The sequence below is a fragment of the Pseudomonas sp. MN1F genome (genome assembly GCF_009391885.1).
Taxonomy (GTDB): domain Bacteria; phylum Pseudomonadota; class Gammaproteobacteria; order Pseudomonadales; family Pseudomonadaceae; genus Aquipseudomonas.
Genome location: NZ_VZII01000019.1, coordinates 1 through 25,593, shown reverse-complemented (window position 1 = coordinate 25,593; position 25,593 = coordinate 1). Strand labels below are relative to the sequence as shown.

The 25,593-nt window shown below is 63.3% G+C and carries 21 protein-coding genes; 8 read left to right on the top strand and 13 right to left on the bottom strand.

The window, feature by feature from the left end; genetic code table 11:
* Nucleotides 1-82 precede the first annotated feature (82 nt).
* Nucleotides 83-667 (top strand): PilZ domain-containing protein, encoded by a 585-nt coding sequence (locus F6X59_RS11745; RefSeq protein ID WP_152956387.1) that lies wholly within the window; start codon nucleotides 83-85, stop codon nucleotides 665-667.
* 30 nt (nucleotides 668-697) lie between these two features.
* Nucleotides 698-1,414 (top strand): glycerophosphodiester phosphodiesterase family protein, encoded by a 717-nt coding sequence (locus tag F6X59_RS11740; RefSeq protein ID WP_346654325.1) that lies wholly within the window; start codon nucleotides 698-700, stop codon nucleotides 1,412-1,414.
* Nucleotides 1,415-1,462: 48 nt separating this feature from the next.
* On the opposite strand, the gene sthA is transcribed toward F6X59_RS11740, so the two are convergent.
* From sthA to F6X59_RS11725, 3 genes are all read right to left on the bottom strand, one after another.
* Entirely contained in the window at nucleotides 1,463-2,857 is a 1,395-nt protein-coding gene (sthA, locus tag F6X59_RS11735) for a Si-specific NAD(P)(+) transhydrogenase (protein WP_060508048.1), read from the bottom strand.
* 202 nt (nucleotides 2,858-3,059) lie between these two features.
* Complete coding sequence (locus F6X59_RS11730) at nucleotides 3,060-4,058, bottom strand: FAD:protein FMN transferase (protein WP_152956386.1); 999 nt, start codon at nucleotides 4,056-4,058, stop codon at nucleotides 3,060-3,062.
* A 123-nt stretch (nucleotides 4,059-4,181) separates the two neighbouring features.
* Complete coding sequence (locus F6X59_RS11725; RefSeq protein ID WP_152956385.1) at nucleotides 4,182-5,645, bottom strand: glyceraldehyde-3-phosphate dehydrogenase; 1,464 nt, start codon at nucleotides 5,643-5,645, stop codon at nucleotides 4,182-4,184.
* 168 nt (nucleotides 5,646-5,813) lie between these two features.
* Here F6X59_RS11725 and mfd point away from each other — a divergent pair, with 168 nt between their 5' ends.
* The 3 genes from mfd to F6X59_RS11710 are packed head-to-tail and all read left to right on the top strand — an operon-like array spanning nucleotide 5,814 to nucleotide 13,158.
* The gene (gene mfd / locus F6X59_RS11720) at nucleotides 5,814-9,263 is read left to right on the top strand and encodes a transcription-repair coupling factor (protein ID WP_346654323.1); all 3,450 of its coding nucleotides are present in this window, start codon (nucleotides 5,814-5,816) and stop codon (nucleotides 9,261-9,263) included.
* A 9-nt stretch (nucleotides 9,264-9,272) separates the two neighbouring features.
* The gene (locus tag F6X59_RS11715) at nucleotides 9,273-9,845 is read left to right on the top strand and encodes a CsiV family protein (RefSeq protein WP_152956384.1); all 573 of its coding nucleotides are present in this window, start codon (nucleotides 9,273-9,275) and stop codon (nucleotides 9,843-9,845) included.
* 4 nt (nucleotides 9,846-9,849) lie between these two features.
* On the top strand, nucleotides 9,850-13,158 hold the full coding sequence (locus tag F6X59_RS11710; RefSeq protein ID WP_152956383.1) for a DEAD/DEAH box helicase: 3,309 nt from the start codon (nucleotides 9,850-9,852) through the stop codon (nucleotides 13,156-13,158).
* A 47-nt stretch (nucleotides 13,159-13,205) separates the two neighbouring features.
* Here F6X59_RS11710 and nagZ read toward each other — a convergent pair whose 3' ends face one another.
* Genes nagZ through F6X59_RS11695 form a run of 3 tightly spaced genes read right to left on the bottom strand, consistent with a single transcriptional unit; the run spans nucleotide 13,206 to nucleotide 15,499 of the window.
* Nucleotides 13,206-14,204: a beta-N-acetylhexosaminidase gene (gene nagZ, locus F6X59_RS11705; protein ID WP_178120074.1), complete on the bottom strand. Its 999-nt coding sequence runs from the start codon at nucleotides 14,202-14,204 to the stop codon at nucleotides 13,206-13,208.
* A 22-nt stretch (nucleotides 14,205-14,226) separates the two neighbouring features.
* The gene (locus tag F6X59_RS11700; RefSeq protein ID WP_152956381.1) at nucleotides 14,227-14,751 is read right to left on the bottom strand and encodes a L,D-transpeptidase; all 525 of its coding nucleotides are present in this window, start codon (nucleotides 14,749-14,751) and stop codon (nucleotides 14,227-14,229) included.
* 40 nt (nucleotides 14,752-14,791) lie between these two features.
* Complete coding sequence (locus F6X59_RS11695) at nucleotides 14,792-15,499, bottom strand: TetR/AcrR family transcriptional regulator (RefSeq protein ID WP_152956380.1); 708 nt, start codon at nucleotides 15,497-15,499, stop codon at nucleotides 14,792-14,794.
* Nucleotides 15,500-15,723: 224 nt separating this feature from the next.
* On the opposite strand from F6X59_RS11695, the gene lexA reads away from it, so the two are divergent.
* Both lexA and sulA read left to right on the top strand, forming a co-directional pair.
* The gene (gene lexA, locus F6X59_RS11690; protein ID WP_103449820.1) at nucleotides 15,724-16,332 is read left to right on the top strand and encodes a transcriptional repressor LexA; all 609 of its coding nucleotides are present in this window, start codon (nucleotides 15,724-15,726) and stop codon (nucleotides 16,330-16,332) included.
* A 13-nt stretch (nucleotides 16,333-16,345) separates the two neighbouring features.
* Nucleotides 16,346-16,822 (top strand): SOS-induced cell division inhibitor SulA, encoded by a 477-nt coding sequence (gene sulA / locus F6X59_RS11685; protein WP_152956379.1) that lies wholly within the window; start codon nucleotides 16,346-16,348, stop codon nucleotides 16,820-16,822.
* Nucleotides 16,823-16,861: 39 nt separating this feature from the next.
* Here sulA and F6X59_RS11680 read toward each other — a convergent pair whose 3' ends face one another.
* The 7 genes from F6X59_RS11680 to F6X59_RS11650 all read right to left on the bottom strand — a co-directional run bounded on the left by F6X59_RS11680 (nucleotide 16,862) and on the right by F6X59_RS11650 (nucleotide 25,059).
* The gene (locus F6X59_RS11680) at nucleotides 16,862-17,095 is read right to left on the bottom strand and encodes a hypothetical protein (RefSeq protein WP_004376430.1); all 234 of its coding nucleotides are present in this window, start codon (nucleotides 17,093-17,095) and stop codon (nucleotides 16,862-16,864) included.
* A 50-nt stretch (nucleotides 17,096-17,145) separates the two neighbouring features.
* The gene (locus tag F6X59_RS11675; protein ID WP_152956378.1) at nucleotides 17,146-17,661 is read right to left on the bottom strand and encodes a DUF6586 family protein; all 516 of its coding nucleotides are present in this window, start codon (nucleotides 17,659-17,661) and stop codon (nucleotides 17,146-17,148) included.
* An 89-nt stretch (nucleotides 17,662-17,750) separates the two neighbouring features.
* On the bottom strand, nucleotides 17,751-20,363 hold the full coding sequence (topA, locus tag F6X59_RS11670) for a type I DNA topoisomerase (protein ID WP_152956377.1): 2,613 nt from the start codon (nucleotides 20,361-20,363) through the stop codon (nucleotides 17,751-17,753).
* Between the two features lie 100 nt (nucleotides 20,364-20,463).
* The gene (locus F6X59_RS11665; RefSeq protein ID WP_079227151.1) at nucleotides 20,464-20,715 is read right to left on the bottom strand and encodes a DUF1653 domain-containing protein; all 252 of its coding nucleotides are present in this window, start codon (nucleotides 20,713-20,715) and stop codon (nucleotides 20,464-20,466) included.
* A 79-nt stretch (nucleotides 20,716-20,794) separates the two neighbouring features.
* Nucleotides 20,795-21,970, bottom strand: a complete 1,176-nt coding sequence (fadA, locus tag F6X59_RS11660) for an acetyl-CoA C-acyltransferase FadA (RefSeq protein WP_054883485.1) — start codon at nucleotides 21,968-21,970, stop codon at nucleotides 20,795-20,797.
* Between the two features lie 31 nt (nucleotides 21,971-22,001).
* A complete protein-coding gene (fadB, locus tag F6X59_RS11655) occupies nucleotides 22,002-24,149 on the bottom strand; it encodes a fatty acid oxidation complex subunit alpha FadB (protein WP_152956376.1) in 2,148 nt (715 codons plus the stop codon).
* 472 nt (nucleotides 24,150-24,621) lie between these two features.
* The gene (locus F6X59_RS11650) at nucleotides 24,622-25,059 is read right to left on the bottom strand and encodes a hypothetical protein (RefSeq protein WP_152956375.1); all 438 of its coding nucleotides are present in this window, start codon (nucleotides 25,057-25,059) and stop codon (nucleotides 24,622-24,624) included.
* A gap of 110 nt (nucleotides 25,060-25,169) precedes the next feature.
* On the opposite strand from F6X59_RS11650, the gene F6X59_RS11645 reads away from it, so the two are divergent.
* Nucleotides 25,170-25,593, top strand: a 424-nt coding sequence (locus tag F6X59_RS11645) for a universal stress protein (RefSeq protein WP_152956374.1), incomplete at its 3' end; no start/stop codon positions are given.

The following is a 25,593-nucleotide window of genomic DNA, read 5'->3' as shown; positions in this document are numbered from 1 at the left end:
TTCGGATGAAAGGGAACGTCCTTGTGGCGAGGCGCCTACGGCGGCTTTACACTCGGACCACCGCCGCAACCATGGGTTCGCCATGACGACATTAGACGAAGAAGATCGCCGCGAATACTACCGCATCGAAGATCGGATCGCACTGGAAATCAGCCCCCTCAGCGCGGCCGAAGCCCTTGAAGCAGAACTGTTGCAGGATGATTCGCCGTTATTCAACCTGCTCAGCGAGCTGCACCTGTCCGACTTCGAGTCGCAGCACCTGCTGCGCCAGCTGAGCGACAAGGACCGCACCCTGGCGGCCTTCCTGCGCGCACAGAACAAGCGCCTCGACCTGCTCAGCGCAGTGGTCGCGCAAACCCTGCTCGGTGAAATCGGCCAGCCGCAACCGGTGATCATCTCCGAAGGTGGCATCGAGTTCGCGCAACCTCAGCAAATCGCCCCCGGCACCCGGGTGAAGGTGAAGATGGTGCTGATGCCACGCGCCCACGGCCTGCTGCTGCGCGGCAGGGTTACCCATTGCGACCTGCGCCCGGACGGCAATTTTGAGGTCGGCACGGAATTCACCGACATGACCGATGCCCAACGGCAACTGCTGGCCCGCCATATCCTGCAACGCCAACAGCAGCAACGGCGCCAACAACTAGAACAAGATGGCCCCGCCTCCTGAGCCCTATCCCCCTGATTTGAAGGAACGAACGTGACCCTGATCTACGGCCACCGCGGCGCCAAGGGCGAAGCCCCCGAAAATACCCTGAAGAGCTTTCAGCAGTGCCTGTCCCACGGCGTGACCCGCTGCGAACTGGACCTGCACCTGTCAGCCGACAACGAACTGATGGTAATCCACGACCCTACCCTCAAGCGCACCACCGGCCGGCGCGGCAAGGTGGTCGAGCACCCGGCCGCCGAACTGATCAAGATCGATGCGCGCAAGGGTGGCCCGGGCCACGTGCAACCCTGCCCTATCCCGAAACTCGAAGAACTGTTTGAAAAATGCCCGTTCGAGCATTGGCAACTGGAGGTCAAGAGCGCCTCGCGCACCCGTGCCGCCACCACCGTGCTGGCGATTCGCGAACTGGCGCAGCAATACGGCCTGCTGGACAAGGTGACCATCACCTCCAGTTCACGCGAAGTGCTGGGCGCTGCTCTGGAGCTGGTACCGGACGTGAAACGCGGGCTGGTAGCCGAATACGCCTGGCTCGACCCGCTGAAAGTCGCGCAGAACTACCAATGCGAGCTGCTGGCGTTGAACTGGACACTGTGCACGCCTGAGCGCCTGCTCAAAGCCCAGGGCCAGGGTCTGCATGTGTCGGTGTGGACGGTCAACGAACCGGCACTGATGCGCCGGCTCGCTGATTTTGGCGTGGACAGCCTGATTACAGACTTTCCCGGTTTGGCCAAGACCACCCTCGGGTAGGGCTGAAATCGGTCTCCCCGACCGGCTCAGGCCACCGGCCGGAGCCGCTTAAAAAAGCCGGTTCAGGCCGTCGTAGGCAGCTACCCGATAGGCTTCGGCCATGGTCGGGTAGTTGAACGTGGTGTTGACGAAGTACTTCAGATTGTTCTGCTCGCCCGGCTGGTTCATGATCGCCTGGCCGATGTGAACGATTTCCGAAGCCTGGTAGCCGAAGCAGTGCACGCCGAGGATTTCCAGGGTTTCGCGGTGGAACAGAATCTTCAGCATGCCTTGCGGCTCGCCAGCGATCTGCGCGCGCGCCATGCCCTTGAAGAACGCCTTGCCCACTTCGTACGGCACCTTGGCCTGGGTCAGCTCCTGCTCGTTCTTGCCGATCGAGCTGATCTCCGGGATGGTGTAGATGCCGGTCGGCACGTCGTTGACGAAGCGCCAGCTGCCGTTGTCGACGATGCTGCCAGAGGCCGAACGGCCCTGGTCGTGGGCAGCACTGGCCAGGCTCGGCCAGCCAATCACGTCACCGGCGCCATAGATGTTCGGCACGCTGGTGCGGTAGGCCTCGTCGACCTCGATCTGGCCACGGCTGTTGACCTTGATGCCGATGTTTTCCAGGCCCAGCTTGTCGGTGTTGCCGGTACGGCCGTTGCACCACAGCAAGGCGTCGGCCTTGATCTTCTTGCCCGACTTCAGGTGCAGGATCACCCCGTTTTCCAGGCCTTCAACCCGCTCGTAGTCCTCGTTGTGGCGTACGGTGATGTTGTTGTTGCTGAAGTGGTAGCTCAGCGCCTGGGAAATTTCCGAGTCCAGGAAGCTCAGCAGCTGGCCGCGGTTGTCGACCAATTCGACCAGCACGCCCAGGCCGCTGAAGATCGAGGCGTATTCGCAACCGATCACGCCGGCGCCGTAGACAATCAGCTTGCGCGGGGTGTGGCTGAGGCTGAGGATGGTGTCGCTGTCGTAGACGCGCGGGTGGTGGAAATCGATGTCGGCCGGGCGGTACGGGCGTGAGCCGGTGGCGATGATGATGTGCTTGGCGTTGAGCTTCTCGACCACGCCATTCGGGCAGACCACTTCGACGGTCTGCTCGTCGGCGAAGCTGCCAGTGCCAAAGAACAGATCGACGCGGTTGCGGGCGTAGTAGCCGGTACGCGAAGCGACCTGCTTGGCAATGACCTTCTCGGCGCTCTTGAGCACGTCCGGGAAGGAGAACCAGCGCGGTTCACCGATGGCCCGGAACATCGGGTTGGTATTGAACTGCATGATCTGCCGCACCGAGTGACGCAGCGCCTTGGACGGGATGGTGCCCAGGTGGGTGCAGTTACCGCCGACCTGACGGCGGCTGTCGACCATTGCCACCTTGCGCCCCGCTTTGGCGGCGTTCATTGCCGCGCCTTCACCGGCCGGGCCGGAACCCAGCACCACTACGTCGTAGTTGTAGACAGCCATGCGTACTCCTTCAGAACTGGCCCGGGGTTACGGTTACCCGCGGGACTCGATCATGCCGCCGGGGCGCCATGAGAAAATTCGGGTGCAGTCTAATCAAGCGTGAACGCCGCGCACATTAACCCTTGGTCGCGTCGTAGGCCAATTTTGCCTGCACTACATGTCATTCACCGATCCCTGGCGGCGATCATCCCTGGCAACGCTTTCAATCGCCTTTCACCGCCTGCTCGAATGCAGGGGTCGCTCGGGAGACGAAGCCACCTTCGGCCCGAGTCACCAAAACCGCAGCCAGATCATGGGCCACGGCGAAATCCCAGCCGCGCTCTGGCCCGAGGATCAACAGCAGGGTCGAATAGCCATCGGCCTGCAGCGCCGAGGCATCGAGCACGGTGACTGCGGCCAGGTCATGGTCGACCGGGCGCCCCAGGCGGGCATCGAAGGTGTGTGAATAGCGCCGGCCATTCTCCTCGAAATAATGGCGATAGTCACCCGAGGTCGACACCCCCAGGCCGTTGACCGGGATGATCTGGCGGGCAATCTGGCGGTCCTCGCGCGGCAGCTCCAGGGCAATGCGCCAGGCGCTGCCGTCGGGCTTGCGGCCCACGGCCTTGAGCTCGCCGGTGGCTTCGGCGACGAAACTGGCCACGCCCATGGCGCGCAGGCGCTCGGCGATCAGGTCGACGGCGTGGCCAGCGGCGATGCTGTTGAAATCCAGTTGCACCGGGGCATCCTTGCACAGTGCCTGGCGGTCGATGCGCAAGTGGCGGTAGCCGACGCGCTGGCGGGCCTGGGCCAGGGCCTGCAGGTCGGGCACCTGCTCGTGACGGGCTTGCGGGCCGAAGCCCCAAAGGTCGAGCAGTGGCTCGACGGTGAGGTCGAAAGCGCCGTCGCTCAAGTCGGCGAGGTGCTGGCCGAAGGCGACCAGCTCGAGCATGTCGGGCGGCAATGCCATGCAATGGTTGGCGGGCAGCTGGTTGAACTGGCTGACGGTGGAATCGCCGCGGTAGGTCGAGTAATGCTGATCAATGTCGTTGAGGAGGGTCTCGACCGCCGCCTGGACCTGGGCCGGTGCCGGGCCACCGGGCTCGCGGACGTACTGGATGCTGTAGCTGCTGCCCATGGTCGGGCCACCCAGGCGTTCCAGGGTGGGGCCTTGGTTGCAGGCGGTGAGGAGCATCAGGATGAACAGGAGGGTTATGCGCAAAGGTCGGGCTCTCGGTTGCCTGTGCGGGCCTTATCCGCGATGATGCCAGCACAGACAACACAAAATCTGGATAAAAAAACGGGAACCCGAAGGTTCCCGTTTTTTCATGCGCTTACAAGCGAATCAGCGTGGAAACGCTGGCGGGTTCACACCCGACATCTCTTCCATCACGCGAACGACCTGGCAGCTGTAACCGAATTCGTTGTCGTACCAGACGTACAGGACAACGCGGTTGTCGTTGGCGATGGTCGCCTCGGCATCCACCACACCGGCGTGGCGCGAACCTACGAAGTCGGTCGAAACCACTTCCTGCGAGCTGACGTAGTCGATCTGCTTGTGCAGTTCCGAGTGCATGGCGGTCTGGCGCAGGTACTCGTTGATCTCGTCGCGGGTGGTCGGATTCTCAAGGTTCAGGTTGAGAATGGCCATCGATACGTTCGGCGTCGGAACGCGAATGGCGTTGCCGGTCAGCTTGCCTTTCAGCACTGGCAGTGCCTTGGCGGCAGCGGTGGCAGCGCCGGTTTCGGTGATGACCATGTTCAGCGGCGCGGCACGACCACGGCGGCTGCCCTTGTGGAAGTTGTCGATCAGGTTCTGGTCGTTGGTGAACGAGTGAACGGTTTCGACGTGGCCGTTGACGATGCCGTACTTGTCGTTGATGGCCTTGAGCACCGGCACGATGGCGTTGGTGGTGCACGAAGCTGCCGAGATGATCTTGTCATCGGCAGTGATGTCGCCATGGTTGATGCCGTGCACGATGTTCTTCAGCGCGCCCTTGCCAGGTGCGGTGAGGATCACGCGGGCAGCGCCCGGGCAGGCCAGGTGCTGGCCCAGGCCGTCGGCATCACGCCATACACCGGTGTTGTCGACGATCAGCGCATTGTTGATGCCGTACTGGGTGTAGTCGACTTCGCTCGGGCTCTTGGCGTAGATGATCTGGATCAGGTTGCCGTTGGCAGTGAGGGTGTTGTTGGCTTCGTCGATGGTGATGGTGCCATCGAACGGGCCATGCACCGAGTCACGGCGCAGCAGGCTGGCACGCTTGACCAGGTCGTTCTCGGCGCCTTTGCGCACGACGATGGCACGCAGGCGCAGGCCGTCGCCGCCACCGGTCTTTTCGATCAGGATGCGCGCCAGCAGGCGGCCGATGCGGCCAAAGCCGTACAGGACGACGTCGGTACCCTTGCGGGCCGAAACGTTCTGCTGGCCAACCACGTCGGCCAGCTCTTCACGGACGAACTGCTCGGCAGTGCGGCCATTGCCTTCCTGCTTGAACTTGTTGGCCAGCTTGCCCAGGTCGACCGAAGCGGCGCCCAGTTTCAGCTCGCTCATGGCCTTGAGCAGGGGGAATGTCTCGTGTACGGACAGTTCGGTCTCGTCGGTCTGACGGTGACGCGCAAAGCGGTGGGCTTTGAGGATCGAGATAACCGAACGGTTGATCAGGCTGCGGCCATAAATCGAGCTCACCACATTGTTGTTGCGGTAGAGCTGACCGATAAGCGGGATCATCGCTTCAGCCAGAGCTTCACGATCGATCCACTCACCAAGACACTGGTCGGGCTTCTGAGTCACGGGAACCTTCCACATGTAGGGACAGAAAAAAGGGGCTACATTATGACGCCCCTGCGCGTAACCGGCAATGAGCGCCTGTCGCCGATGGCAAAGCCCGCTGTTCATGGCCTGTGAAGCCTGACAGCAGGCACCGTCACCGGTACAATCGATCTCTTTGCCGCAACGCTTGGAGTGCAATCTCCCGTGTCAGTTCTGCGCCTTCCGCACATGTCGGCCACGGCCGGCAAACAAACCTGGGGCAACCTGCCCGGTGCCGCCCTCAGCCTGGCCATCGCCGAGGCCGCCAGCAGCGCGGGCCGCTTCACCCTGCTGCTGACCGCCGACAGCCAGGCGGCCGATCGTCTGGAACAGGAACTTCGCTTCTTTGCCCCGGACCTGCCGGTGCTGCCGTTTCCCGATTGGGAAACCCTGCCCTACGACCTGTTCTCGCCGCACCAGGACATCATTTCCCAGCGCATCGCCAGCCTCTACCGGCTGCCGGAGCTGAGCCATGGCATTCTGGTCGTGCCGATCACCACCGCCCTGCACCGCCTGGCCCCCACGCGCTTCCTGCTGGGCAGCAGCCTGGTGCTGGACGTGGGCCAGACCATCGACGTCGAGCAGATGCGCACGCGCCTGGAAGCCACTGGCTACCGCTGCGTCGACACGGTCTACGAGCATGGTGAGTTCGCCGTGCGTGGCGCGCTGATCGACCTGTTCCCGATGGGCAGCAAGCTGCCTTATCGCATCGACCTGTTCGATGACGAGATCGAGACCCTGCGCACCTTCGACCCGGAGACCCAACGCTCGATCGACAAGGTCGACTCGATCCGCCTGCTGCCGGCGCGCGAGTTCCCCATGCAGAAGGAAGAGGTGACCCGCTTCAAGGCGCGCTTCCGTGAGCGCTTCGATGTCGACTTCCGCCGCAGCGCGATCTTCCAGGACCTGGCCAGCGGCATCATCCCCGCTGGCATCGAGTACTACCTGCCACTGTTCTTCGAAGAAACCTCGACGCTGTTCGACTACCTGCCCGCCGACACCCAGGTGTTCTCGCTGCCAGGCGTCGAGCAGGCTGCCGAACACTTCTGGAACGACGTGCGCGGGCGCTATGAAGAGCGCCGCGGCGACCTGAGCCGCCCGCTGCTGCCGCCGGCCGAACTGTTCCTGCCGGTAGAAGACTGCTTCGCCCAGCTCAAGCAGTGGCCGCGGGTGGTGGTCAGCGCCGACGACCTGGAAGCCGGTGCCGGCCGCGAACGCTTCCCCGCGCGCGCCCTGCCCAACCTGGCCATCGAAGCCAAGGCCAACCAGCCACTGGCGGCGCTGGCCGAGTTCCTCGACCAGTTCAGCGGCCGTGTGCTGTTCACCGCCGAATCGGCGGGCCGCCGCGAGGTGCTGCTGGAGCTGCTCGAACGCCTCAAGCTGCGCCCGCAGACAGTCGACAGCTGGGCCGATTTCATTACCGGCCGCGAGCGCCTGGCGATCACCATTGCCCCGCTGGACGACGGCTTGCTGCTGGAAGACCCGGCCGTCGCCCTGGTCGCCGAGAGCCCGCTGTTCGGCCAGCGCGTGATGCAGCGCCGGCGCCGTGAAAAACGCGGCGAGGCAGCCAACGACGCGGTCATCAAGAACCTCACCGAGCTGCGTGAAGGTGCGCCGGTAGTGCATATCGACCATGGCGTGGGCCGTTACCTGGGCCTGGCCACCCTGGAAATCGACGGCCAGGCCGCCGAATTCCTCACCCTGGAATACGCCGAGGGCGCCAAGCTCTACGTGCCGGTGGCCAACCTGCACCTGATTGCCCGCTACACCGGCAGCGATGACGCCCTGGCGCCGCTGCACCGGCTGGGCTCCGAAGCCTGGCAGAAAGCCAAGCGCAAGGCTGCCGAACAGGTCCGCGACGTGGCGGCCGAGCTGCTCGACATCTATGCCCGCCGCGCCGCGCGCAAGGGCTATGCGTTTGCCGACCCGGCCGCCGATTACGCCACCTTCAGCGCAGGCTTCCCGTTCGAGGAAACCCCTGACCAGCAAGCGGCGATCGAGGCGGTGCGGGTCGACATGCTCGCCCCTAAGCCGATGGACCGCCTGGTGTGCGGCGACGTCGGCTTCGGCAAGACCGAAGTGGCCATGCGCGCAGCCTTCATCGCCGTGCACAGTGGCCGCCAGGTGGCGGTGCTGGTGCCGACCACCCTGCTCGCCCAACAGCACTACAACAGCTTCCGCGACCGCTTTGCCGAATGGCCGGTGAAGGTCGAGGTGATGAGCCGCTTCAAGTCGGCCAAGGAAGTGGCCGCCGCCGCCGCCGACCTCGCCGAAGGCAAGATCGACATCCTCATCGGCACCCACAAGCTGCTGCAGGATGACGTGCGCTTCAAGGACCTGGGCCTGGCCATCATCGACGAGGAACACCGTTTCGGCGTGCGCCAGAAGGAGCAGCTCAAGGCCCTGCGCAGCGAAGTGGACATCCTCACCCTGACCGCCACGCCGATCCCGCGCACGCTGAACATGGCGGTGGCGGGCATGCGTGACCTGTCGATCATCGCCACCCCGCCGGCGCGGCGCCTGTCGGTGCGCACCTTCGTCATGGAGCAGAACAAGAGCACGGTCAAGGAAGCGTTGCTGCGTGAACTGCTGCGCGGCGGCCAGGTGTACTACCTGCACAACGATGTGAAAACCATCGAGAAGTGCGCCGCCGAACTGGCCGAACTGGTCCCGGAAGCGCGTATCGGCATCGGCCACGGGCAGATGCGCGAGCGCGAACTGGAACAGGTGATGAGCGACTTCTACCACAAGCGCTTCAACGTGCTGATTGCCTCGACCATCATCGAGACCGGCATCGACGTGCCCAGTGCCAACACCATCGTCATCGAGCGCGCCGACAAGTTCGGCCTGGCCCAGCTGCACCAGCTGCGTGGCCGGGTTGGCCGTAGCCACCACCAGGCCTACGCCTACCTGCTGACGCCGCAGCGGCAGAAGATCAGCGCCGACGCCGAAAAACGCCTGGAAGCCATCGCCAACACCCAGGACCTCGGTGCCGGCTTCGTGCTGGCCACCAACGACCTGGAAATCCGCGGCGCCGGCGAGCTGCTTGGCGAAGGCCAGAGCGGGCAGATCCAGGCCGTGGGTTTCACCCTGTACATGGAAATGCTCGAACGTGCGGTCAAGGCCATCCGCAAGGGTACCCAGCCAAACCTCGAGCAGCCGCTGGGTGGCGGCCCGGAGATCAACCTGCGCCTGCCGGCGCTGATCCCCGAGGACTACCTGCCCGACGTGCATGCCCGTCTGATCCTCTACAAGCGCATCGCCTCGGCGGCCGACGAAGAAGGCCTCAAGGACCTGCAAGTGGAGATGATCGACCGTTTCGGCCTGCTGCCCGAGCCGACCAAGAACCTCATGCGCCTGACCCAGCTCAAGCTGCAGGCGGAAGCCCTCGGCATCAAGAAAGTCGACGCCGGCCCCAACGGCGGCAAGCTCGAATTCGAGGCCGAGACCCCGGTCGACCCGCTGACCCTGATCAAGCTGATCCAGGGCCAGCCCAAACGCTACAAGTTCGAAGGCGCCACGCAGTTCCGTTTCCTGGTACCGATGGAACGCCCCGAAGAACGCTTCAATACCCTGGAGGCGCTGTTCGAGCGCCTGACCCCACAGCCTGCCTAAGGAAGATCCATGCGTGCCATCCGTTGCCTGACCCTGCTGCTCGCGCTGTTCGCGCCAGCCGCCTTTGCCGAAGGGATGTATGAGGTGGAAATGATTCTGGTGCGGCAGAACAGCGTGCCCGCCTTCACCAGCCCGTTCGCCCCGGAAGACTGGAGCGCGGGCGCCCCGCGCCTGGACAAAGGCGCCGAACGCCCGCTGGCGCTGCAGGACGAAGCCACCCGGCTGCAGGCCACCGCCGACTACACCGTGCTGCTGCACAAGGCCTGGCAACAGCCAGTCAGCAGCGACACCAGCCGCATCGCCCTGGGCGCCGGTACCGAGCAGTTCGGCCACTTCCCCATCGAGGGCAACCTGGGCATCACCGCTGGCCGCTTCATCGGCGTAGAAGCCAACTTCTGGGTCAACCAGCTCGACAGCAACGGTAACGTGCTGCAAAGCGAGCAGTTCAAGCAGAGCAACAGCAACATGAAAGGCGGCCAGCTGACCTTCCTCGATGGCGGCCACCTGGCCCTGCTGCTGAAGGTCACGCCACCGGGCACGCCGAAGATGCCAGTGATGGACCCGGAGATGATGGAGCAGTGATGCAATGAGCCGTGACGCTCTCCAGCTGCTGCGCGAGTACCCGAACTGGACCCAGTCGTTCACCGAACCGGTCCTGCAGCGCGGCGAGCGTTACGCCCGGGAAAACCGGGTAGAGATCGTACACTGCAGCGGCCCGCTCATCGAAGCCACCTGCCGTGGCAGCGAGGGCAGCCCCTATCGGCAGAAGATCACCCTCACCGCCCTGGCTGGCCGCTGCCACGTACGCGGTCAGTGCAGCTGCCCGGTGGGTCAGAACTGCAAGCATTGCGCCGCCGCCTTGTTCGTCTTGAGCGAACCACAGGCAGCGGCGAAAAATGCTGGCGACGCACTGCCGGCCAACCTGCAGCGCTGGCTCAAAGGCCTTGAGCAACCCACCCCGCAATCCGCCGAAGCAGAAGACAAACGCGGGCGCATGGTTTGCTACCAGCTCAGGTTGACTGAAGAGCCCGGCTGCGCGCTGCGGGTACGCAAAGGCATGCGCGAAGAGCAGGGCCTGCGCTTCAGCCGCGTGCAGTCACTGTACGAATTCCTCTACGAACCCCCGCGCTTCGTCAAGGAAGAAGACCTGCGCATCCTGCGCCTGCTTTCGGCACTGAATCAGACCTTTAGCCAGGACCGCGGCTACCAGCTCAAAGGCCGCGAAGGCGGTGAACTGTTCCAGCGCGCGCTGGACACCGGGCGCATGCTCTGTGACGAGAACAAGCCGCTGCTGCGCGAGGGCCCCGCGCTTGCGGCCGAGTTCCGCTGGGTGCGACTGGATAACGGTCACTATCGCGGCATCTGGTATCACGGCGAAACACCGCTGAACTGCGTGATTGCGCTAATGCCACTTTACTATTTCGATCTTTCGGGCAGTGAAGTAGGCAAGATCGAGCACAGCCTCGATCCACACACTGCCCTGCAACTGACCATCGCTCCTGATGTCCCGGAACACCTCGTCGTGCCTCTCAGCCACAAGCTCAACGCCTTGAACCACCAACTCCCTACGCCGACAACGCTGGACGAACAACTCATCGACGACCTGCAGCCCAAGCCGCACCTGACCCTCGGCAGCCTCGAGTTCAGCGCCTACATGCCCAAGACCGGGCGCATGCAACGGCAGATGCAGCACCGTGCCGCGCTGGCGTTCGACTACGATGGCCTGCGCGCCAGCGGCAACGACGACAAGCCGCTGGCCCGCCTGGTCGACGCCACCAGCCAGCGCATCCGCCGCCAACCCCAGGCCGAGCAGGCACTGCGCAAGGTGCTGCGTGACTTCGGTTTCAAGCCCGCCACCCGGCAGAGCAAGGCCCTGCCCGACAGCGCGGGCGAGATGCTCCAGTTGCCCGACGACGAGGCCTGGCTGCGCTTTGCCCGTGACGGCTTGCCACGTTTGCGCGAGGCCGGCTGGGACATCGACATCCACCGCGACTTCGCCTTCAACCTGCAGGACGTGGACGACTGGTACGCCAGCATCGACGAAGCGCCTGGGCATGAATGGTTCGACCTGGAGTTGGGCATCGTGGTCGAGGGCCAGCGCCATAGTCTGCTGCCGATCGTGCTGCAACTGCTGCGCAGCAACCCCGAACTGTTGCGCCCCAGCGAGCTGGCGCGACGCAGCGACGACGAGCACCTGTTGATCGACCTCAATCGCGGCCGCCTGGACAGCCCGGCGCTGCGCGTCGCCCTGCCCTACGGCCGCATCAAGGCAGTGATGGGCACCCTCGGCGAGCTGTACCTGCACGAGGACGCGGTCGGCCCGACCCTGCGCATGGACCGCGCCGACGCTGCGCGCCTGAACGACATTGAACACCTGCCGCTGCACTGGGAAGGCGGTGCCCATGTGCGCGACCTCGGCCGGCGCCTGCGCGATGCCCGCGACCTGCAGGTCGAAGTGCCGAGCGCGCTCAACGCCACCCTGCGCCCTTACCAGCAGCAAGGCCTGAACTGGCTGCAGGCGCTGCGCGAAATGGGCACCGGCGGCATCCTTGGCGATGACATGGGCCTGGGCAAGACCCTGCAGGCCCTGGCCCACCTGCTGCTGGAAAAACAGTCCGGTCGCCTGACCGCCCCGGCGCTGGCGGTGATGCCCACCAGCCTGGTGCCCAACTGGCTCGACGAAGCCCAACGTTTTGCCCCCGACCTGCGCGTGCTGGCCCTGCACGGCCCAGGCCGCAGCAAGCACTTCGCCAAGCTGCACGAATACGACCTGGTGCTCAGCACCTATGCCCTGGTGCCACGCGACCTGGAACACCTGCGCGCGCAAGCCTGGCATGTGCTGGTGCTGGACGAGGCGCAGAACATCAAGAGCAGCACCAGCAAGGCCGCCCTCGCCGTCTGCGAGCTGCAGGCCAACCAGCGCCTGTGCCTGACCGGCACGCCAATGGAAAACAACCTGGGCGAGCTGTGGTCGATCTTCCACTTCCTCATGCCTGGCTGGCTGGGTGACGTGAAACGCTTCAACCAGGATTACCGCACCCCGATCGAGCGCCACGGCGACGCCGAGCGCCTGGCCCACCTGGCCAGCCGGGTACGCCCTTTCCTGCTGCGCCGCACCAAGGAACAGGTTGCCACCGAGCTGCCGGCGAAGACTGAGATGGTGCACTGGGTCGAACTCAGCGACGCCCAGCGTGACACCTATGAAGCGGTGCGGGTGGCCATGGACAAGAAGGTCCGCGATGAAATCGCCCGCAATGGCGCGGCACGCAGCCAGATCGTGATCCTCGACGCCTTGCTCAAGCTGCGCCAGGTGTGCTGCGACCTGCGCCTGGTCAAAGGGGTCGAGACCAAAGGCAACCAGGCCGACAAGGGCAAGCTCGGCGCGCTGCTGGAGATGCTCGAAGAGCTGCTCAGCGAGGGGCGCCGGGTGCTGCTGTTCTCGCAATTTACCTCGATGCTGGCGCTGATCGAGCAGGAGCTGGAAAAGCGCAAGATCCGCTACAGCCTGCTCACCGGCGATACCCGCGACCGGCGCACGCCGGTGCAGCAGTTCCAGCAGGGTGACAGCGAGGTGTTTCTGATCAGCCTCAAGGCCGGTGGCGTGGGGCTGAACCTCACCGCTGCGGACACCGTGATCCACTTCGACCCGTGGTGGAACCCGGCCAGCGAGAACCAGGCGACCGACCGTGCCTACCGGATTGGCCAGGACAAACCGGTGTTCGTGTTCAAGCTGATAACCCGGGGCACGGTGGAAGAGAAGATCCAGGCGCTGCAGCAGGAGAAAGCTGCGCTGGCGGCGAGCCTGCTTGATGGGGGGCAGGCTGGGCAGTGGCGGTTAGGCGATGAAGAGATCGAGGCGCTGTTTGCGCCCTTGCCTGGCAAACGAAGCCGTTAATCAGGACTGGCCTCTTCGCGGGTAAACCCGCGAATGGGCCAGTAAGGTCAATCGACCAGCTGTGCGTCCTTCAACGCCCCCAAGGCCTCCAGCCAACGCGGCTGCTGGCGGTAATCGGTACGCGCAAACCCACACCCGCGCATCTGCGCAATGCGTGGCGAAGGCTTGACCTTCAAACGCTGCGCCGCCGTCAATGCCAGCTCCGCCGCCGCCCGGTCGTTGCACACCAGGCCCATGTCGCAACCGGCGCTCAACGCCGCCTCGATGCGATTGGCCGCATCACCCACCACATGTGCGCCGGCCATGGACAGGTCATCACTGAAGATCACCCCGTCGAAGCCCAGCTCACCACGCAGGATGTCCTGCAGCCAGCGCCGCGAGAACCCGGCTGGCTGGTTGTCCACCTGCGGGTAGATGACATGCGCCGGCATCACCGCCGCCAGTTGCCCGCAGAGGCGGGAGAACGGCACCAGGTCCGCCTGGCGCAGTTGCTCAAGGCTGCGCTCGTCGGTAGGAATCGCCACGTGCGAATCTGCCTCGGCCCAGCCATGCCCCGGGAAGTGCTTGCCGCAGGCCGCCATGCCCGCCGCATTCATGCCGCGAATGAACGCGCCGGCCAGCTGCGTGGCACGCTCGGGGTTGCCTTCGAAGGCGCGGCTGCCGACCACTGCGCTGCGCTGGTGATCGAGGTCGAGTACCGGGGCGAAGCTCAGGTCCAGGCCGACCGCCAATACTTCGGTCGCCATCAACCAGCCGCATTGCTCGGCCAGGTACTCAGCGTTGGCATTATCAGCGATGGCGCGCATCGCCGGCAGGCGCACGAAGCCCTGGCGCAGGCGCTGGACCCGCCCGCCTTCCTGGTCGACCGCGAGGATCAGGTCGGGACGGATGGCGCGGATCGATGCGCACAGTTCACGCACCTGGCGCGGGCTGTCGATGTTGCGGGCAAAGATGATCAGGCCGGCCACTTCCGGCTGGCGCAGGAGCTGGCGATCTTCGGCAGTCAGCCATTTACCGGCGATATCCACCATCAGGGAGCCTTGCAGGCTGGCGGTCATAGGCAATCCTTCATTGCAGATTCAGTGAAGCCCACTGGGGGCAGGCGGCCTCGTCGATGCGCACCGGGCAATGTGCCGGGACGCGCTCGAACAGGCCAAGCAGATCGGTGTTGCGCAAACGTATGCAGCCATGGGACAGCGGCACGCCCAAGGGTTCCGTGTCTGGCGTGCCGTGCAGATAGATGTAGCGGCGAAAGGTGTCAACGCTACCCAAGCGGTTGATACCCGGCTCGCAGCCGCTGAGCCAGAGGATGCGGGTCAGGATCCAGTCACGCCCAGGATGCTGCGCGTGCAGTGCCGGCGACCAGACCTCGCCAGTCCAGCGCCGGCCTTGCAGCACAGCATTGACTGGCAAGCCTGCGCCGATCCGCGCACGCACCTGGTGCAGCCCGCGCGGCGTGCAACCCGAGCCGTTGCGCTCGCCTGCACCATTGCGCGCAGTGGATACCGCCAGGCGCACGCGCAGTTGGCCCAGGGCAAAGCCGTAGAGGCGCTGGTCGGCGAGGGAAATGTGCAGGAAATCGAGGTCAGGCATGGGCGCTAGCTTAGCCGAAGCGCCCTGCCCCGCCCAGCCTTCAGGCCTTGGCGGTGGCGCTGCCGGTCTTGCTGCGCGGGCGCAGCTGGGCGCTGGCCATGGCGTTGTCGGTGACACCGCTGTCGGCACGCATGCCGGCGGCCAGGAACGGCACCATCAGGCGCATGACCTGCTCGATCGACGTGTTGATACCGAAATCGGTCTCGGCAATGGCGCGCAACGCCTTGATCCCGGACATGCTGAACGCCGCAGCACCGAGCATGAAGTGCACCCGCCAGAACAATTCCAGGGGTGGGATGCGCGGTGCGGCTTCGTTGACCAGCAGCATGTAGCGGCGGAACACCTTGCCGTACATGTCCTCGAGGTAGCGCCGCAGGTGGCCCTGGCTCTGACTGAAGGCCAGGCCCAGCAGGCGCATGAAGATCGACAGGTCGTTGTTGCTGCGCGGCTGCACGACCAGCGCCTGTTCCACCAGCATTTCCAGCAGTTCTTCAAGGCTGGGTTTCTGCTCAGGCTTGGCCTGACGCCGCTCCAGCTCGCGTTCGAGGCTGGCGCAGAACGGCCCGAGGAAGCGCGAGAAGACCGCCTGGATCAGAGCCTTTTTCGAGCCGAAATGGTAGTTGACCGCCGCGAGGTTGACCCCGGCCTTGCTGGTAATCAGCCGCAATGAGGTTTCCGCGAAGCCTCGTTCCGCGAACAGCTGCTCGGCAGCATCGAGGATGCGTTCAACGGTTTCAGATTGGGCCATCACTACTCCGCCAGACAGAGACAAACAGGTGTTTGAAACATACGTTTCAGGCCCGCTCATGTCAAGGCTCGGTGACCGGGCGGTCGCCATTTAAAAGGGGCTAGCTACAAGCTGCAAGCCACAAGTGGAGTTCAGTAGCCGCTTTTTCTTGCAGCTTGAAGCTTGCAGCTCACGCAGTACTGTATATAATTCCAGTCACTGTATAAAAAGACAGAGCGCCTGCCATGTTGAAACTGACGCCACGCCAAGCCGAGATCCTGGCCTTCATCAAACGCTGCCTCGAAGACAACGGCTTCCCACCGACGCGTGCGGAAATCGCTCAGGAGCTGGGCTTCAAGTCGCCGAACGCCGCCGAGGAGCACCTCAAGGCCCTCGCCCGCAAAGGCGCGATCGAAATGACCCCGGGCGCTTCCCGAGGCATCCGTATCCCGGGCTTTGAAGCCAAGGCCGAAGAAAACGGTTTGCCGATCATTGGCCGAGTCGCCGCGGGTGCCCCTATCCTCGCCGAGCAGCACATCGAGCAATCCTGCAATATCAACCCGACCTTCTTCCACCCCCCTGCCGACTATTTGTTGCGCGTGCATGGCATGAGCATGAAGGACGTCGGCATCTTCGACGGCGATCTGCTGGCAGTGCACACCTGCCGTGAAGCCCGTAATGGCCAGATCGTCGTCGCCCGCATCGGCGACGAAGTGACCGTCAAGCGCTTCAAGCGCGAAGGCAGCAAGGTCTGGCTGATCGCCGAAAACCCCGAGTTTGCCCCTATCGAAGTCGACCTGAAAGAACAGGAACTGGTGATTGAGGGTTTGAGTGTCGGCGTCATTCGCCGCTGATCCAGGAGGCGTCATGCAGCAGTCCATCCCAGCACATCAGCAGGTCCAGCTTCCGCTGTTCGAAGCGTTCCTCGCCCAGCCGGTACTGCCAGGCCTGAAGGCCAGCGAGCAGGCACGCAAGAGCAGCCATCCGGAGCTGTTCAGCGAACTGTCCCTGCGTGGCGCCCCCGAACACTGCCAGAGCCTGTTGGCGCCGGTATTGCGTGAGCTGAGCGAAGAGGAAGAAGCGCGCTGGCTGACGCTGATCGCCCCGCCCGCCAGCCTGACCCAGGCCTGGCTGCGCGATGCCGGGCTCAACCGCGAACGGATCCTGCTGCTGCAGCCCAGCGGCAATCAGAGCGCACTGCAACTGGCGTGCGAAGCACTGCGCCTGGGGCGTAGCCACACCGTGGTCAGCTGGCTTGGCAGCGTTAACGCTACCGCTCGCCAACAACTGCTACGCGCAGCCAGTGCCGGAAACGCACAAAGCCTGAACATCCGCCTCGGCTGATGTTCAGGCTTTGCCTGTGAAGCAGAGCAAGCGGACGCTTTAGTGCAGCACGCGCGGCCCTTCGTCGCGCTCCAGCTCACCATCCATCAGGCGACCTGCCATCTGCACACCAACGCTCAACATGGCCTTGGCGACCTCGACATGCTGGCCCTGCAGGAACGCCTTGGCGTCTTCCGAGAAATCCAAGGTTACCAGGGAGCCTTCATCCTCGGCGCGACGCAGCTCGATACGGCCATCAGGCAACTCGACAATTTCAAGAAACGACGTAGACATATAGGGCAGTTCTCCACGAAAGGCCGTTAGTGTACCAGCCGTTGCGGCTATCAGCACTCACTCAACGCGTCGCGGAAACGTCTCACCAAGCCTTTAAGATTGTTGCGCCAACTTTCTAGCTCTTCCCTCGACAACGCAGGATGCTCGGGCTCATCGAGATTGACGGCCTGAATCAACGGCTGGGTGACGTCGGTCTTTGCTGCTTTTTTCGCGACCGGTGGTCGGAACAAATCGGCATAAGCACTGAGTAGTTGTGCCAACCAGGTTTCGCGCTGGCGAACCAGTTCGAGCATTTCGGCCACTTCAGGGATAGCGATGGTGTTCAGCGCATCGTCAGCGAGCGCCTGCTCGACCGACGCCACTACGGGCAGGCGGTAGAAACCACCGATTTCATGACACAGCCCCAGCAGCGCGCCGTACAGGTGAAACAGCGCCGACTCACGCTCGGCCTGGACCAGGCCCTGGGCGTTCATGGCCTGGCTCTGTTCGGCCTTGGCCATGGATTCGAGGGCCAGGCCGGCGAAGAACAGTTTCTGGTTGGTGCGGGTGTAGAGTTCCTGGGCCATTTCGAATGACCTCCCGTTAGGCTGCAGGCGAATAACTGCATCATAAATGATTGGGGCCGCGAAGCGGCCCCAATTACAGCACTGAAGGATCAGCGCTTGTCTTCAACCTTCCACGCACCACCGTCGTAGAACGCCTTCCAGCCAGTCGGCTTGCCATCGACCTCGGACTGCACGTACTGCTCCTTGGTCTTGCGGCTGTAACGAATCACCGCCGGGCGCCCTTCCGGGTCTTTCTGCGGCGCATCGCACAGGAAGTGATACTTCGGATCGATCTCATGCTTGTGCGGCACGATCTCCAGCACCAGCGGTGCGCGGGTCTCGCGGTTTTTCGGGAACTGGCTGGCAGCCAGGAACAGCCCCGATGCGCCGTCACGCAACACGTAGGTGTCGTCGACCTTCTCGCACTTGAGCTCCGGCATCTCCACCTTGTCCATCTTCGGCGGCGCCGCCTCACCGCTCTTGAGCAGTTTGCGGGTGTTCTTGCACGCCGGGTTGGTGCAACCGAAGAACTTGCCGAAACGGCCCGTCTTGAGCTGCATTTCGCTACCGCACTTGTCGCACTCCAGGCTCGGCCCTTCGTAGCCCTTGATGCGGTAGTTGCCCTCTTCGATCTCGTAGCCGGCGCAATCCGGGTTGTTACCGCAGATGTGCAGCTTGTGCTTTTCGTCCAGCAGGTAGGCATCCATCGCCGTGGCACAGATCGGGCAGCGGTGCTTGCCCAACAGTACGCGCGATTCCGACTCACCCTCGTCGTCCGCGGCAATCTCGTCACCCGGCACCAGGTTCACGGTGGCCTTGCAGCGCTCTTTAGGCGGCAGGCTGTAACCCGAGCAACCGAGGAATACACCCGTGGAAGCGGTGCGGATCATCATCGGCCGGCCACATTCCTTGCACGGAATGTTGGTCATGGTCGGCTGGTTGGCACGCATGCCGCTTTCGGCTGACTCCGCGGTGAGCAATTTCTTGCTGAAGTCGCCGTAGAACTCGTCGAGCACGTTCTTCCAGTCACGTTCGCCCTGGGCCACGTCATCGAGGTTCTCTTCCATGCCGGCGGTGAAGCCGTAGTCCATCAGGTTGGAGAAGCTTTCCGACAGGCGCTCGGTGACGATATCGCCCATCTTCTCGGAGTAGAAGCGGCGGTTGTGCAGGGTGACGTAACCGCGGTCCTGGATGGTGGAAATGATCGCCGCGTAGGTCGACGGGCGGCCGATACCGCGCTTTTCCATTTCCTTGACCAGGCTGGCTTCGGTGAAGCGCGCCGGCGGCTTGGTGAAATGCTGGCTCGGGTCGAGCTGGATCAGCTTGAGCGTTTCGCCCTGGGCCATTTCTGGCAGCACATCGTCTTCGCCCGGCTTGCTCTGCTGTGGCAGCACGCGGGTGTAACCGTCGAACTTGAGGATGCGGCCCTTGGCACGCAGCTCGAAGTCGCCAGCGGCCACGGTGACACTGGTGGACAGGTATTGCGCCGGTGGCATCTGGCAGGCCAGGAACTGGCGCCAGATCAGCTCGTACAGGCGCTCTGCGTCCCGCTCCATGCCACTGAGCTTGGTCGGATGGGTATTGACGTCGGAAGGGCGAATCGCCTCGTGCGCCTCCTGGGCGCCTTCCTTGCTGCCATACACCAGCGGAGCTTCCGGCAGGTACTGCTTGCCGAACTCGCGCTCGATGTAGCTGCGCGCCATGTCCAGGGCGTCGGCCGACAGGTTGGTCGAGTCGGTACGCATGTAGGTGATGTAACCCGCTTCGTACAGACGCTGGGCCATCATCATGGTCTTCTTCACCCCGAAGCCCAGGCGGTTGCTCGCGGCCTGCTGCAGGGTGGAGGTGATGAACGGCGCCGACGGCTTGCTGCTGGTCGGGCGGTCTTCGCGCTTGATCACGCTGTAGCTGGAAGCCTTGAGCTTCTCCAGCGCAGCCATGGCCGTGGCCTCGTTCAGCGGCTTGAAGGCTTCGCCCTTCTCGCGCGCTACTTCGAAGCGCACCTTGGCGTTCTTGGCGGTGCCGAGGTCGGCATGTACTTCCCAGTATTCTTCCGGGACGAAGGCACGGATCTCGCGCTCACGCTCGACCACCAGCTTCACCGCCACCGACTGCACACGGCCGGCAGACAGGCCACGGGCGATCTTGGCCCACAACAGCGGCGAGACCATGTAGCCCACCACGCGGTCGAGGAAGCGCCGCGCCTGCTGGGCGTTGACCCGGTCGATGTCCAGCTCGCCAGGCTGCGAGAACGCTTCCTGGATCGCCTTCTTGGTAATTTCGTTGAACACCACGCGCTTGTAGCGGGTGTCATCACCACCGATGGCTTCGCGCAGGTGCCAGGCAATGGCTTCCCCTTCGCGGTCCAAGTCGGTTGCGAGATAGATGGTGTCGGCATCCTTGGCCAGGCGGCGCAGCTCTTCGATCACCTTCTCCTTGCCGGGAAGGATCTCGTACTTGGCTTTCCAGCCGTGCTCGGGGTCGACCCCCATGCGCGCCACCAGCTGGCGACGGGCCTTCTCTTTCGGCGACAGCGCCGGAGCCTCACCCGCAGCAGCCTTGCCACGCTTGGCGGCCGGCTCTTTGCTTGCGCTGGCCGAACCGCTGGTGGGGAGGTCTCGGATATGGCCGATACTCGACTTCACCACGTACTGGTTGCCCAGGTACTTGTTGATGGTCTTGGCCTTGGCCGGGGATTCCACAATGACCAGCGATTTGCCCATGGATCGGAGTATTCCTGAATCTGAAGATGAAAAACGCGTCAGGTGCCGGACGCGGCACCGCTATATATAGTGGCAAAAGAGTGAGGTCAAGCGCGGTCGATCACGCTTGCGACTTGCCAGACAGCTCGGGCAGCCCTTCTTCGGCCTTGACCAAAGCAAAGCGCGGCACCTGCTCGCCGTCAACCTCGACGGACTCCTGGAACATCGCAAGGGGCCTCACCCAAAAACTGTAATCACCATACAGGCATTGGTAGAAGACCATCCACTCTTCGTTCTCGGAGTGCCGTGCAACACTGAAGACACGGTACTCAGGCCCTTTGTAATGCCGGTATACGCCTGGTTGTATCTGCATGTCGCCGTTCCTCTTGAAACAAATTCTGTAAAAAACAAAAACCGGGGCACAAGGCCCCGGCTGCTGTCCCGCTACGCGATCAGACGCGTTCGAAGACAGTGGTGATACCTTGACCGAGGCCGACGCACATGGTCGCCACCCCCAGGGTACCGCCGTTCTGCTTCATGACGTTGAGCAGGGTGCCGGAAATCCGTGCACCGGAGCAACCGAACGGGTGGCCCAAAGCGATGGCGCCGCCGTGCAGGTTAACCTTCTCATCCATCTTGTCGAGCACTTTCAAGTCTTTGAGCACTGGCAGGGCCTGTGCGGCGAAGGCTTCGTTGAGCTCGATGAAGTCGATATCGGCCATGGTCAGGCCGGCGCGCTTGAGGGCTTTCTGGGTCGATGGCACCGGGCCGTAGCCCATGATTGCCGGGTCGACGCCGGCCACCGCCATCGAGCGGATGACCGCCAGCGGCTGGATACCCAGGTCCATGGCACGCTGGCCAGACATGACGATCATGCACGAAGCACCGTCGGTGATCTGCGACGAAGTACCTGCAGTCACGGTGCCGCCTTTCGGGTTGAACGCCGGTTTCAGCGACGCCAGGCCCTCGAGGGTGGTTTCCGGGCGAATGGTCTCGTCGAAGTCGAAGACCTTCAGGAAACCGTTCTCGTCATAACCCTGCATCGGGATGATTTCATCCTTGAACTTGCCTTCGACCGTCGCCTTGTGGGCGAGCTGGTGCGAGCGCAGGCCGAACAGGTCCTGCTGCTCACGGCTGATGCCATGCATCTTGCCCAGCATCTCGGCGGTCAGGCCCATCATCCCGGACGCCTTGGCTGCGTGCAGCGACAGGTGCGGGTTAGGGTCGACGCCATGCATCATGCTGACGTGGCCCATGTGCTCGACGCCGCCGACCACGAACACATCGCCGTTGCCGGTCATGATCGCCTGGGCAGCGGTGTGCAGCGCGCTCATCGACGAGCCGCACAGGCGGCTGACGGTCTGGGCGGCCGAGGTGTGCGGGATCTGGGTCATCAGCGACGCCATGCGGGCAATGTTCCAGCCCTGCTCCAGGGTCTGGTTGACGCAGCCCCAGATCACGTCTTCGACTTCTTTCGGGTCGACCTTGCCGTTGCGTTCCAGCAGCTTGCTGATCAGGTGCGCGGACATGTCTTCGGCGCGGGTGTTGCGGTGCATGCCACCCTTGGAGCGGCCCATGGGGGTGCGACCGAAGTCGACAATCACCACGTCTCTTGGATTCAGGCTCATATCAAATCTCTCGCTCTAGCTCGTTGACCACTCAGTTGAAGAAGCGCTGGCCGTTCTTGGCCATTTCACGCAGCTTCGCGGTCGGGTGGTACAGCGGCCCAAGGTCGGCGTACTGGTCGGCCAGGGCAACGAATTCGGCCACACCGATCGAGTCGATGTAGCGCAACGCACCACCCCGGAATGGAGGGAAACCAATGCCGTAGACCAGGCCCATGTCGGCTTCGGCGGCGGTTTCGACGATGCCGTCTTCCAGGCAACGCACGGTCTCCAGGCACAGCGGCACCATCATCCAGTTGATGATGTCTTCGTCGGTCACTTCACGCTGTTCGAAGACGATCGGCTTGAGCACATCCAGCACGGTGGCATCGAAAACTTTCTTCGGCTTGCCGCGCTTGTCGGTCTCGTAGGCATAGAAGCCCTTGCCGTTCTTCTGGCCCAGGCGGTTGGCCTCGTACAGGGCGTCGACGGCCGAGCGGCGCTCGTCCTTCATGCGGTCCGGGAAGCCTTCGGCCATCACGTCACGACCATGGTGGCCGGTGTCGATGCCGACCACGTCCATCAGGTAGGCCGGGCCCATCGGCCAGCCGAACTTTTCCATGACCTTGTCGATGCGCACGAAATCGACGCCAGCGCTGACCAGCTTGGCGAAACCACCGAAGTACGGGAACAGCACACGGTTGACCAGGAAGCCCGGGCAGTCGTTGACCACGATCGGGTTCTTGCCCATCTTCTTGGCGTAGGCCACGGTGGTAGCGACGGCTACCTCACTGGACTTCTCGCCACGGATCACTTCCACCAGCGGCATCATGTGCACCGGGTTGAAGAAGTGCATGCCAACGAAGTTTTCCGGGCGCTTGAGCGCCTTGGCCAGCAGGTTGATGGAAATGGTCGAGGTGTTGGAGGCGAGGATCGCATCCGTTTTGACCTGGCCTTCCACTTCGGCCAGCACGGCCTGCTTGACCTTCGGGTTCTCGACCACGGCTTCGACGACGATGTCGACGTTGGCGAAGTCGCCGTACGACAGGGTCGGGCGAATGGCGTTGAGCGCCTCGGCCATTTTCGCCGGAGTCAGGCGACCTTTCTCGACGCGGTTGCCGAGCAGCTTGGAGGCCTCGTTCAGGCCCAGCTGGATGGCTTCCTCGCGGATGTCCTTCATCAGGATCGGGGTGCCTTTGACCGCCGACTGGTAGGCGATACCGCCACCCATGATGCCAGCGCCGAGTACGGCGGCCTGCTTCACGTCGTGGGCGATTTCGTCATGCGCCTTGGCCTTGCGCTTGAGCTCCTGGTCATTCAGGAACAGGCCGATCAGGCTTTCGGCAACCGAGGTCTTGGCCAGCTTGGCGAAGCCGGCAGCCTCGACTTCCAGGGCCTTGTCGCGGCCGAAGTTGGCGGCCTTCTGGATGGTCTTGATGGCTTCGACCGGCGCCGGGTAGTTCGGGCCGGCCTGGCCTGCGACGAAGCCCTTGGCGGTCTCGAAGGCCATCATCTGCTCGATGGCGTTGAGCTTGAGCTTTTCCAGCTTGGGCTGGCGCTTGGCCTTGTAGTCCAGCTCGCCGCTGATGGCGCGCTTGATCAGGTCCAGCGCGCCGGCCAGCAGCAGCTCAGGGGCGACCACGGCATCGACGGCACCGACTTTCAAGGCGTCTTCGGCACGGTTTTCCTTGCCGGCGGCGATCCACTCGATGGCGTTGTCCGAGCCGATCAGGCGCGGCAGGCGCACGGTGCCGCCGAAGCCTGGGTAGATGCCCAGCTTGACTTCCGGCAGGCCGATCTTGGCGTTGGTGGACATGACCCGGTAGTCGGCTGCCAGGCACATTTCCAGGCCGCCGCCCAGGGCGATGCCATTGATGGCCGCCACGGTCGGTACTTCGAGGTCTTCGAAGGCGTTGAAGATGCGGTTGGCTTCCAGGTTGCCGGCAACCAGTTCGGCCTCGGGCAGCTTGAAGTTGTCGACGAACTCGGTGATGTCGGCGCCGACGATGAACACGTCCTTGCCACTGCTGACGATCACGCCTTTCACCGAGGCGTCGGCCTTGATGGCGTCGACGGCCTGGCGCAGCTCGTCCAGGGTCAGGCGATTGAACTTGTTGACGGACTCACCCTTGAGGTCGAACTTCAGTTCGACGATGCCGCTTTCAAGAGCCTTAACCGTGATGGCTTTACCTTCGTAAATCATCAACTGATCTCCACGATATGGAAGCTGAACTGTACACGCCGATCGCTGGTGGAAGAGTAGGCCTTGCCGCCCTTGCCCCAGGCACACCCGTCAGCGCGCTAGTCGGGATTCTGTATGAGCGGTATGACATACAAACGCTCAATTCATACGCCCGTTTGATTTGGGTATGCACACATTCTCCGAAAAGATCGGCGTTGTCAAATGCTCCCGAACGGGGTGAAAACGCGACTTTGCGGTCATTTTGTATCGCCAGAGTGCAAAACATGATGACAGTGATTAGCGATCATTCATGTCAGCGATTGACCACAAGAGAACGGCCGGGTGCTGCATTTTTTCATGCAACCGGCCAGGGAATGGCTACACTGCGACTGGATTGAAGAATTTCCCGGCCTGCCTGGCCTTTTCTGCACTGCAGAAACGACAAAGCGGCAACCTGGTAGCTACCGGGTTGCCGCTTTGTCGTTGCAGGGCATCAAGCGAGGGTGTCGAAGGCGTGGGCAATATCCTGCAATACAGATTCATCACCGCGCTCGCTCCAGTACAGGGCGATCATGCGCGTGTCGGCCTCGACCTTGTAGACCGTCTCCGGCAGGCGCGCGAACACCTCGTTCAGGCGCGGCTCCTCGCACACTTCCTTCCACTTGTTCCACCAGACGCCAGGGCTGACCTGCCAGTAGCACCAGCTGTCTTCATGCCCGCGGCGGCGCCCGCGGTGGTACTGCGGGCACGGGCTCGGCGGCGGCTGCTCGAACCAGTGCGGCCACTGCTGCGGCGCCAGCTGCATGGCCAGGCCCATACGTCGCGCCTCCAGGCGCAGGCTCATCTGCTGCCCCTGCTTGCGCGACAGGCGCAGCCAGGAAAGCGGGCTGAGAATCAGCGCAAGGATTGACACCACGAGCCATACCGTCATATCTGTAGATTCCATAAAGCGTTGCAAATGAGCGGGTTACTCAGTATTCACGGATGACCTGCCGGAAAGCGACCATACTTCTACTATCGCGATTGTCAGGAGTACAGCTCATGTCCTACGAACATCTTCTGGTCGCCGTCGACCTAACCGAAGAATGCGACCCGGTGATCAAGCGTGCCATGGCGCTGGCGGCACCGTCGAATGCCAAGGTCTCGCTGGTGCATATCGTCGAACCGATGGCCATGGCCTTTGGCGGCGACGTGCCGATGGACCTGTCGCAACTGCAACAGCAGCAGTTCGACCAGGCCAAGGAGCGCATGGAACGGTTGTTCAACAAGTACCCCGATATCAACCGTGGCGATTCGCACCTGACCTACGGCCAGCCGCGCCAGGAAATTCACCAGCTGGCCAAGGAACAGCATTGCGACCTGATCGTGGTCGGCAGCCATGGCCGACATGGCCTGGCATTGCTGCTGGGGTCCACTGCCAATGACGTGCTGCACGGGGCGCCGTGTGATGTGCTGGCGGTGCGCC

What these genes read in the sequence shown, in the direction of transcription:
- sthA (WP_060508048.1), bottom strand. Translation starts at nt 2,857, where the DNA reads ATGGCTGTCTACAACTACGACGTAGTGGTGCTGGGTTCCGGCCCGGCC.
- F6X59_RS11745 (WP_152956387.1), top strand. Translation starts at nt 83, where the DNA reads ATGACGACATTAGACGAAGAAGATCGCCGCGAATACTACCGCATCGAA.
- F6X59_RS11700 (WP_152956381.1), bottom strand. Translation starts at nt 14,751, where the DNA reads ATGCCTGACCTCGATTTCCTGCACATTTCCCTCGCCGACCAGCGCCTC.
- F6X59_RS11715 (WP_152956384.1), top strand. Translation starts at nt 9,273, where the DNA reads ATGCGTGCCATCCGTTGCCTGACCCTGCTGCTCGCGCTGTTCGCGCCA.
- F6X59_RS11675 (WP_152956378.1), bottom strand. Translation starts at nt 17,661, where the DNA reads ATGGCCCAGGAACTCTACACCCGCACCAACCAGAAACTGTTCTTCGCC.
- F6X59_RS11695 (WP_152956380.1), bottom strand. Translation starts at nt 15,499, where the DNA reads ATGGCCCAATCTGAAACCGTTGAACGCATCCTCGATGCTGCCGAGCAG.
- F6X59_RS11680 (WP_004376430.1), bottom strand. Translation starts at nt 17,095, where the DNA reads ATGTCTACGTCGTTTCTTGAAATTGTCGAGTTGCCTGATGGCCGTATC.
- fadA (WP_054883485.1), bottom strand. Translation starts at nt 21,970, where the DNA reads ATGAGCCTGAATCCAAGAGACGTGGTGATTGTCGACTTCGGTCGCACC.
- sulA (WP_152956379.1), top strand. Translation starts at nt 16,346, where the DNA reads ATGCAGCAGTCCATCCCAGCACATCAGCAGGTCCAGCTTCCGCTGTTC.
- F6X59_RS11650 (WP_152956375.1), bottom strand. Translation starts at nt 25,059, where the DNA reads ATGACGGTATGGCTCGTGGTGTCAATCCTTGCGCTGATTCTCAGCCCG.
- lexA (WP_103449820.1), top strand. Translation starts at nt 15,724, where the DNA reads ATGTTGAAACTGACGCCACGCCAAGCCGAGATCCTGGCCTTCATCAAA.
- F6X59_RS11665 (WP_079227151.1), bottom strand. Translation starts at nt 20,715, where the DNA reads ATGCAGATACAACCAGGCGTATACCGGCATTACAAAGGGCCTGAGTAC.
- F6X59_RS11725 (WP_152956385.1), bottom strand. Translation starts at nt 5,645, where the DNA reads ATGTGGAAGGTTCCCGTGACTCAGAAGCCCGACCAGTGTCTTGGTGAG.
- F6X59_RS11710 (WP_152956383.1), top strand. Translation starts at nt 9,850, where the DNA reads ATGAGCCGTGACGCTCTCCAGCTGCTGCGCGAGTACCCGAACTGGACC.
- topA (WP_152956377.1), bottom strand. Translation starts at nt 20,363, where the DNA reads ATGGGCAAATCGCTGGTCATTGTGGAATCCCCGGCCAAGGCCAAGACC.
- fadB (WP_152956376.1), bottom strand. Translation starts at nt 24,149, where the DNA reads ATGATTTACGAAGGTAAAGCCATCACGGTTAAGGCTCTTGAAAGCGGC.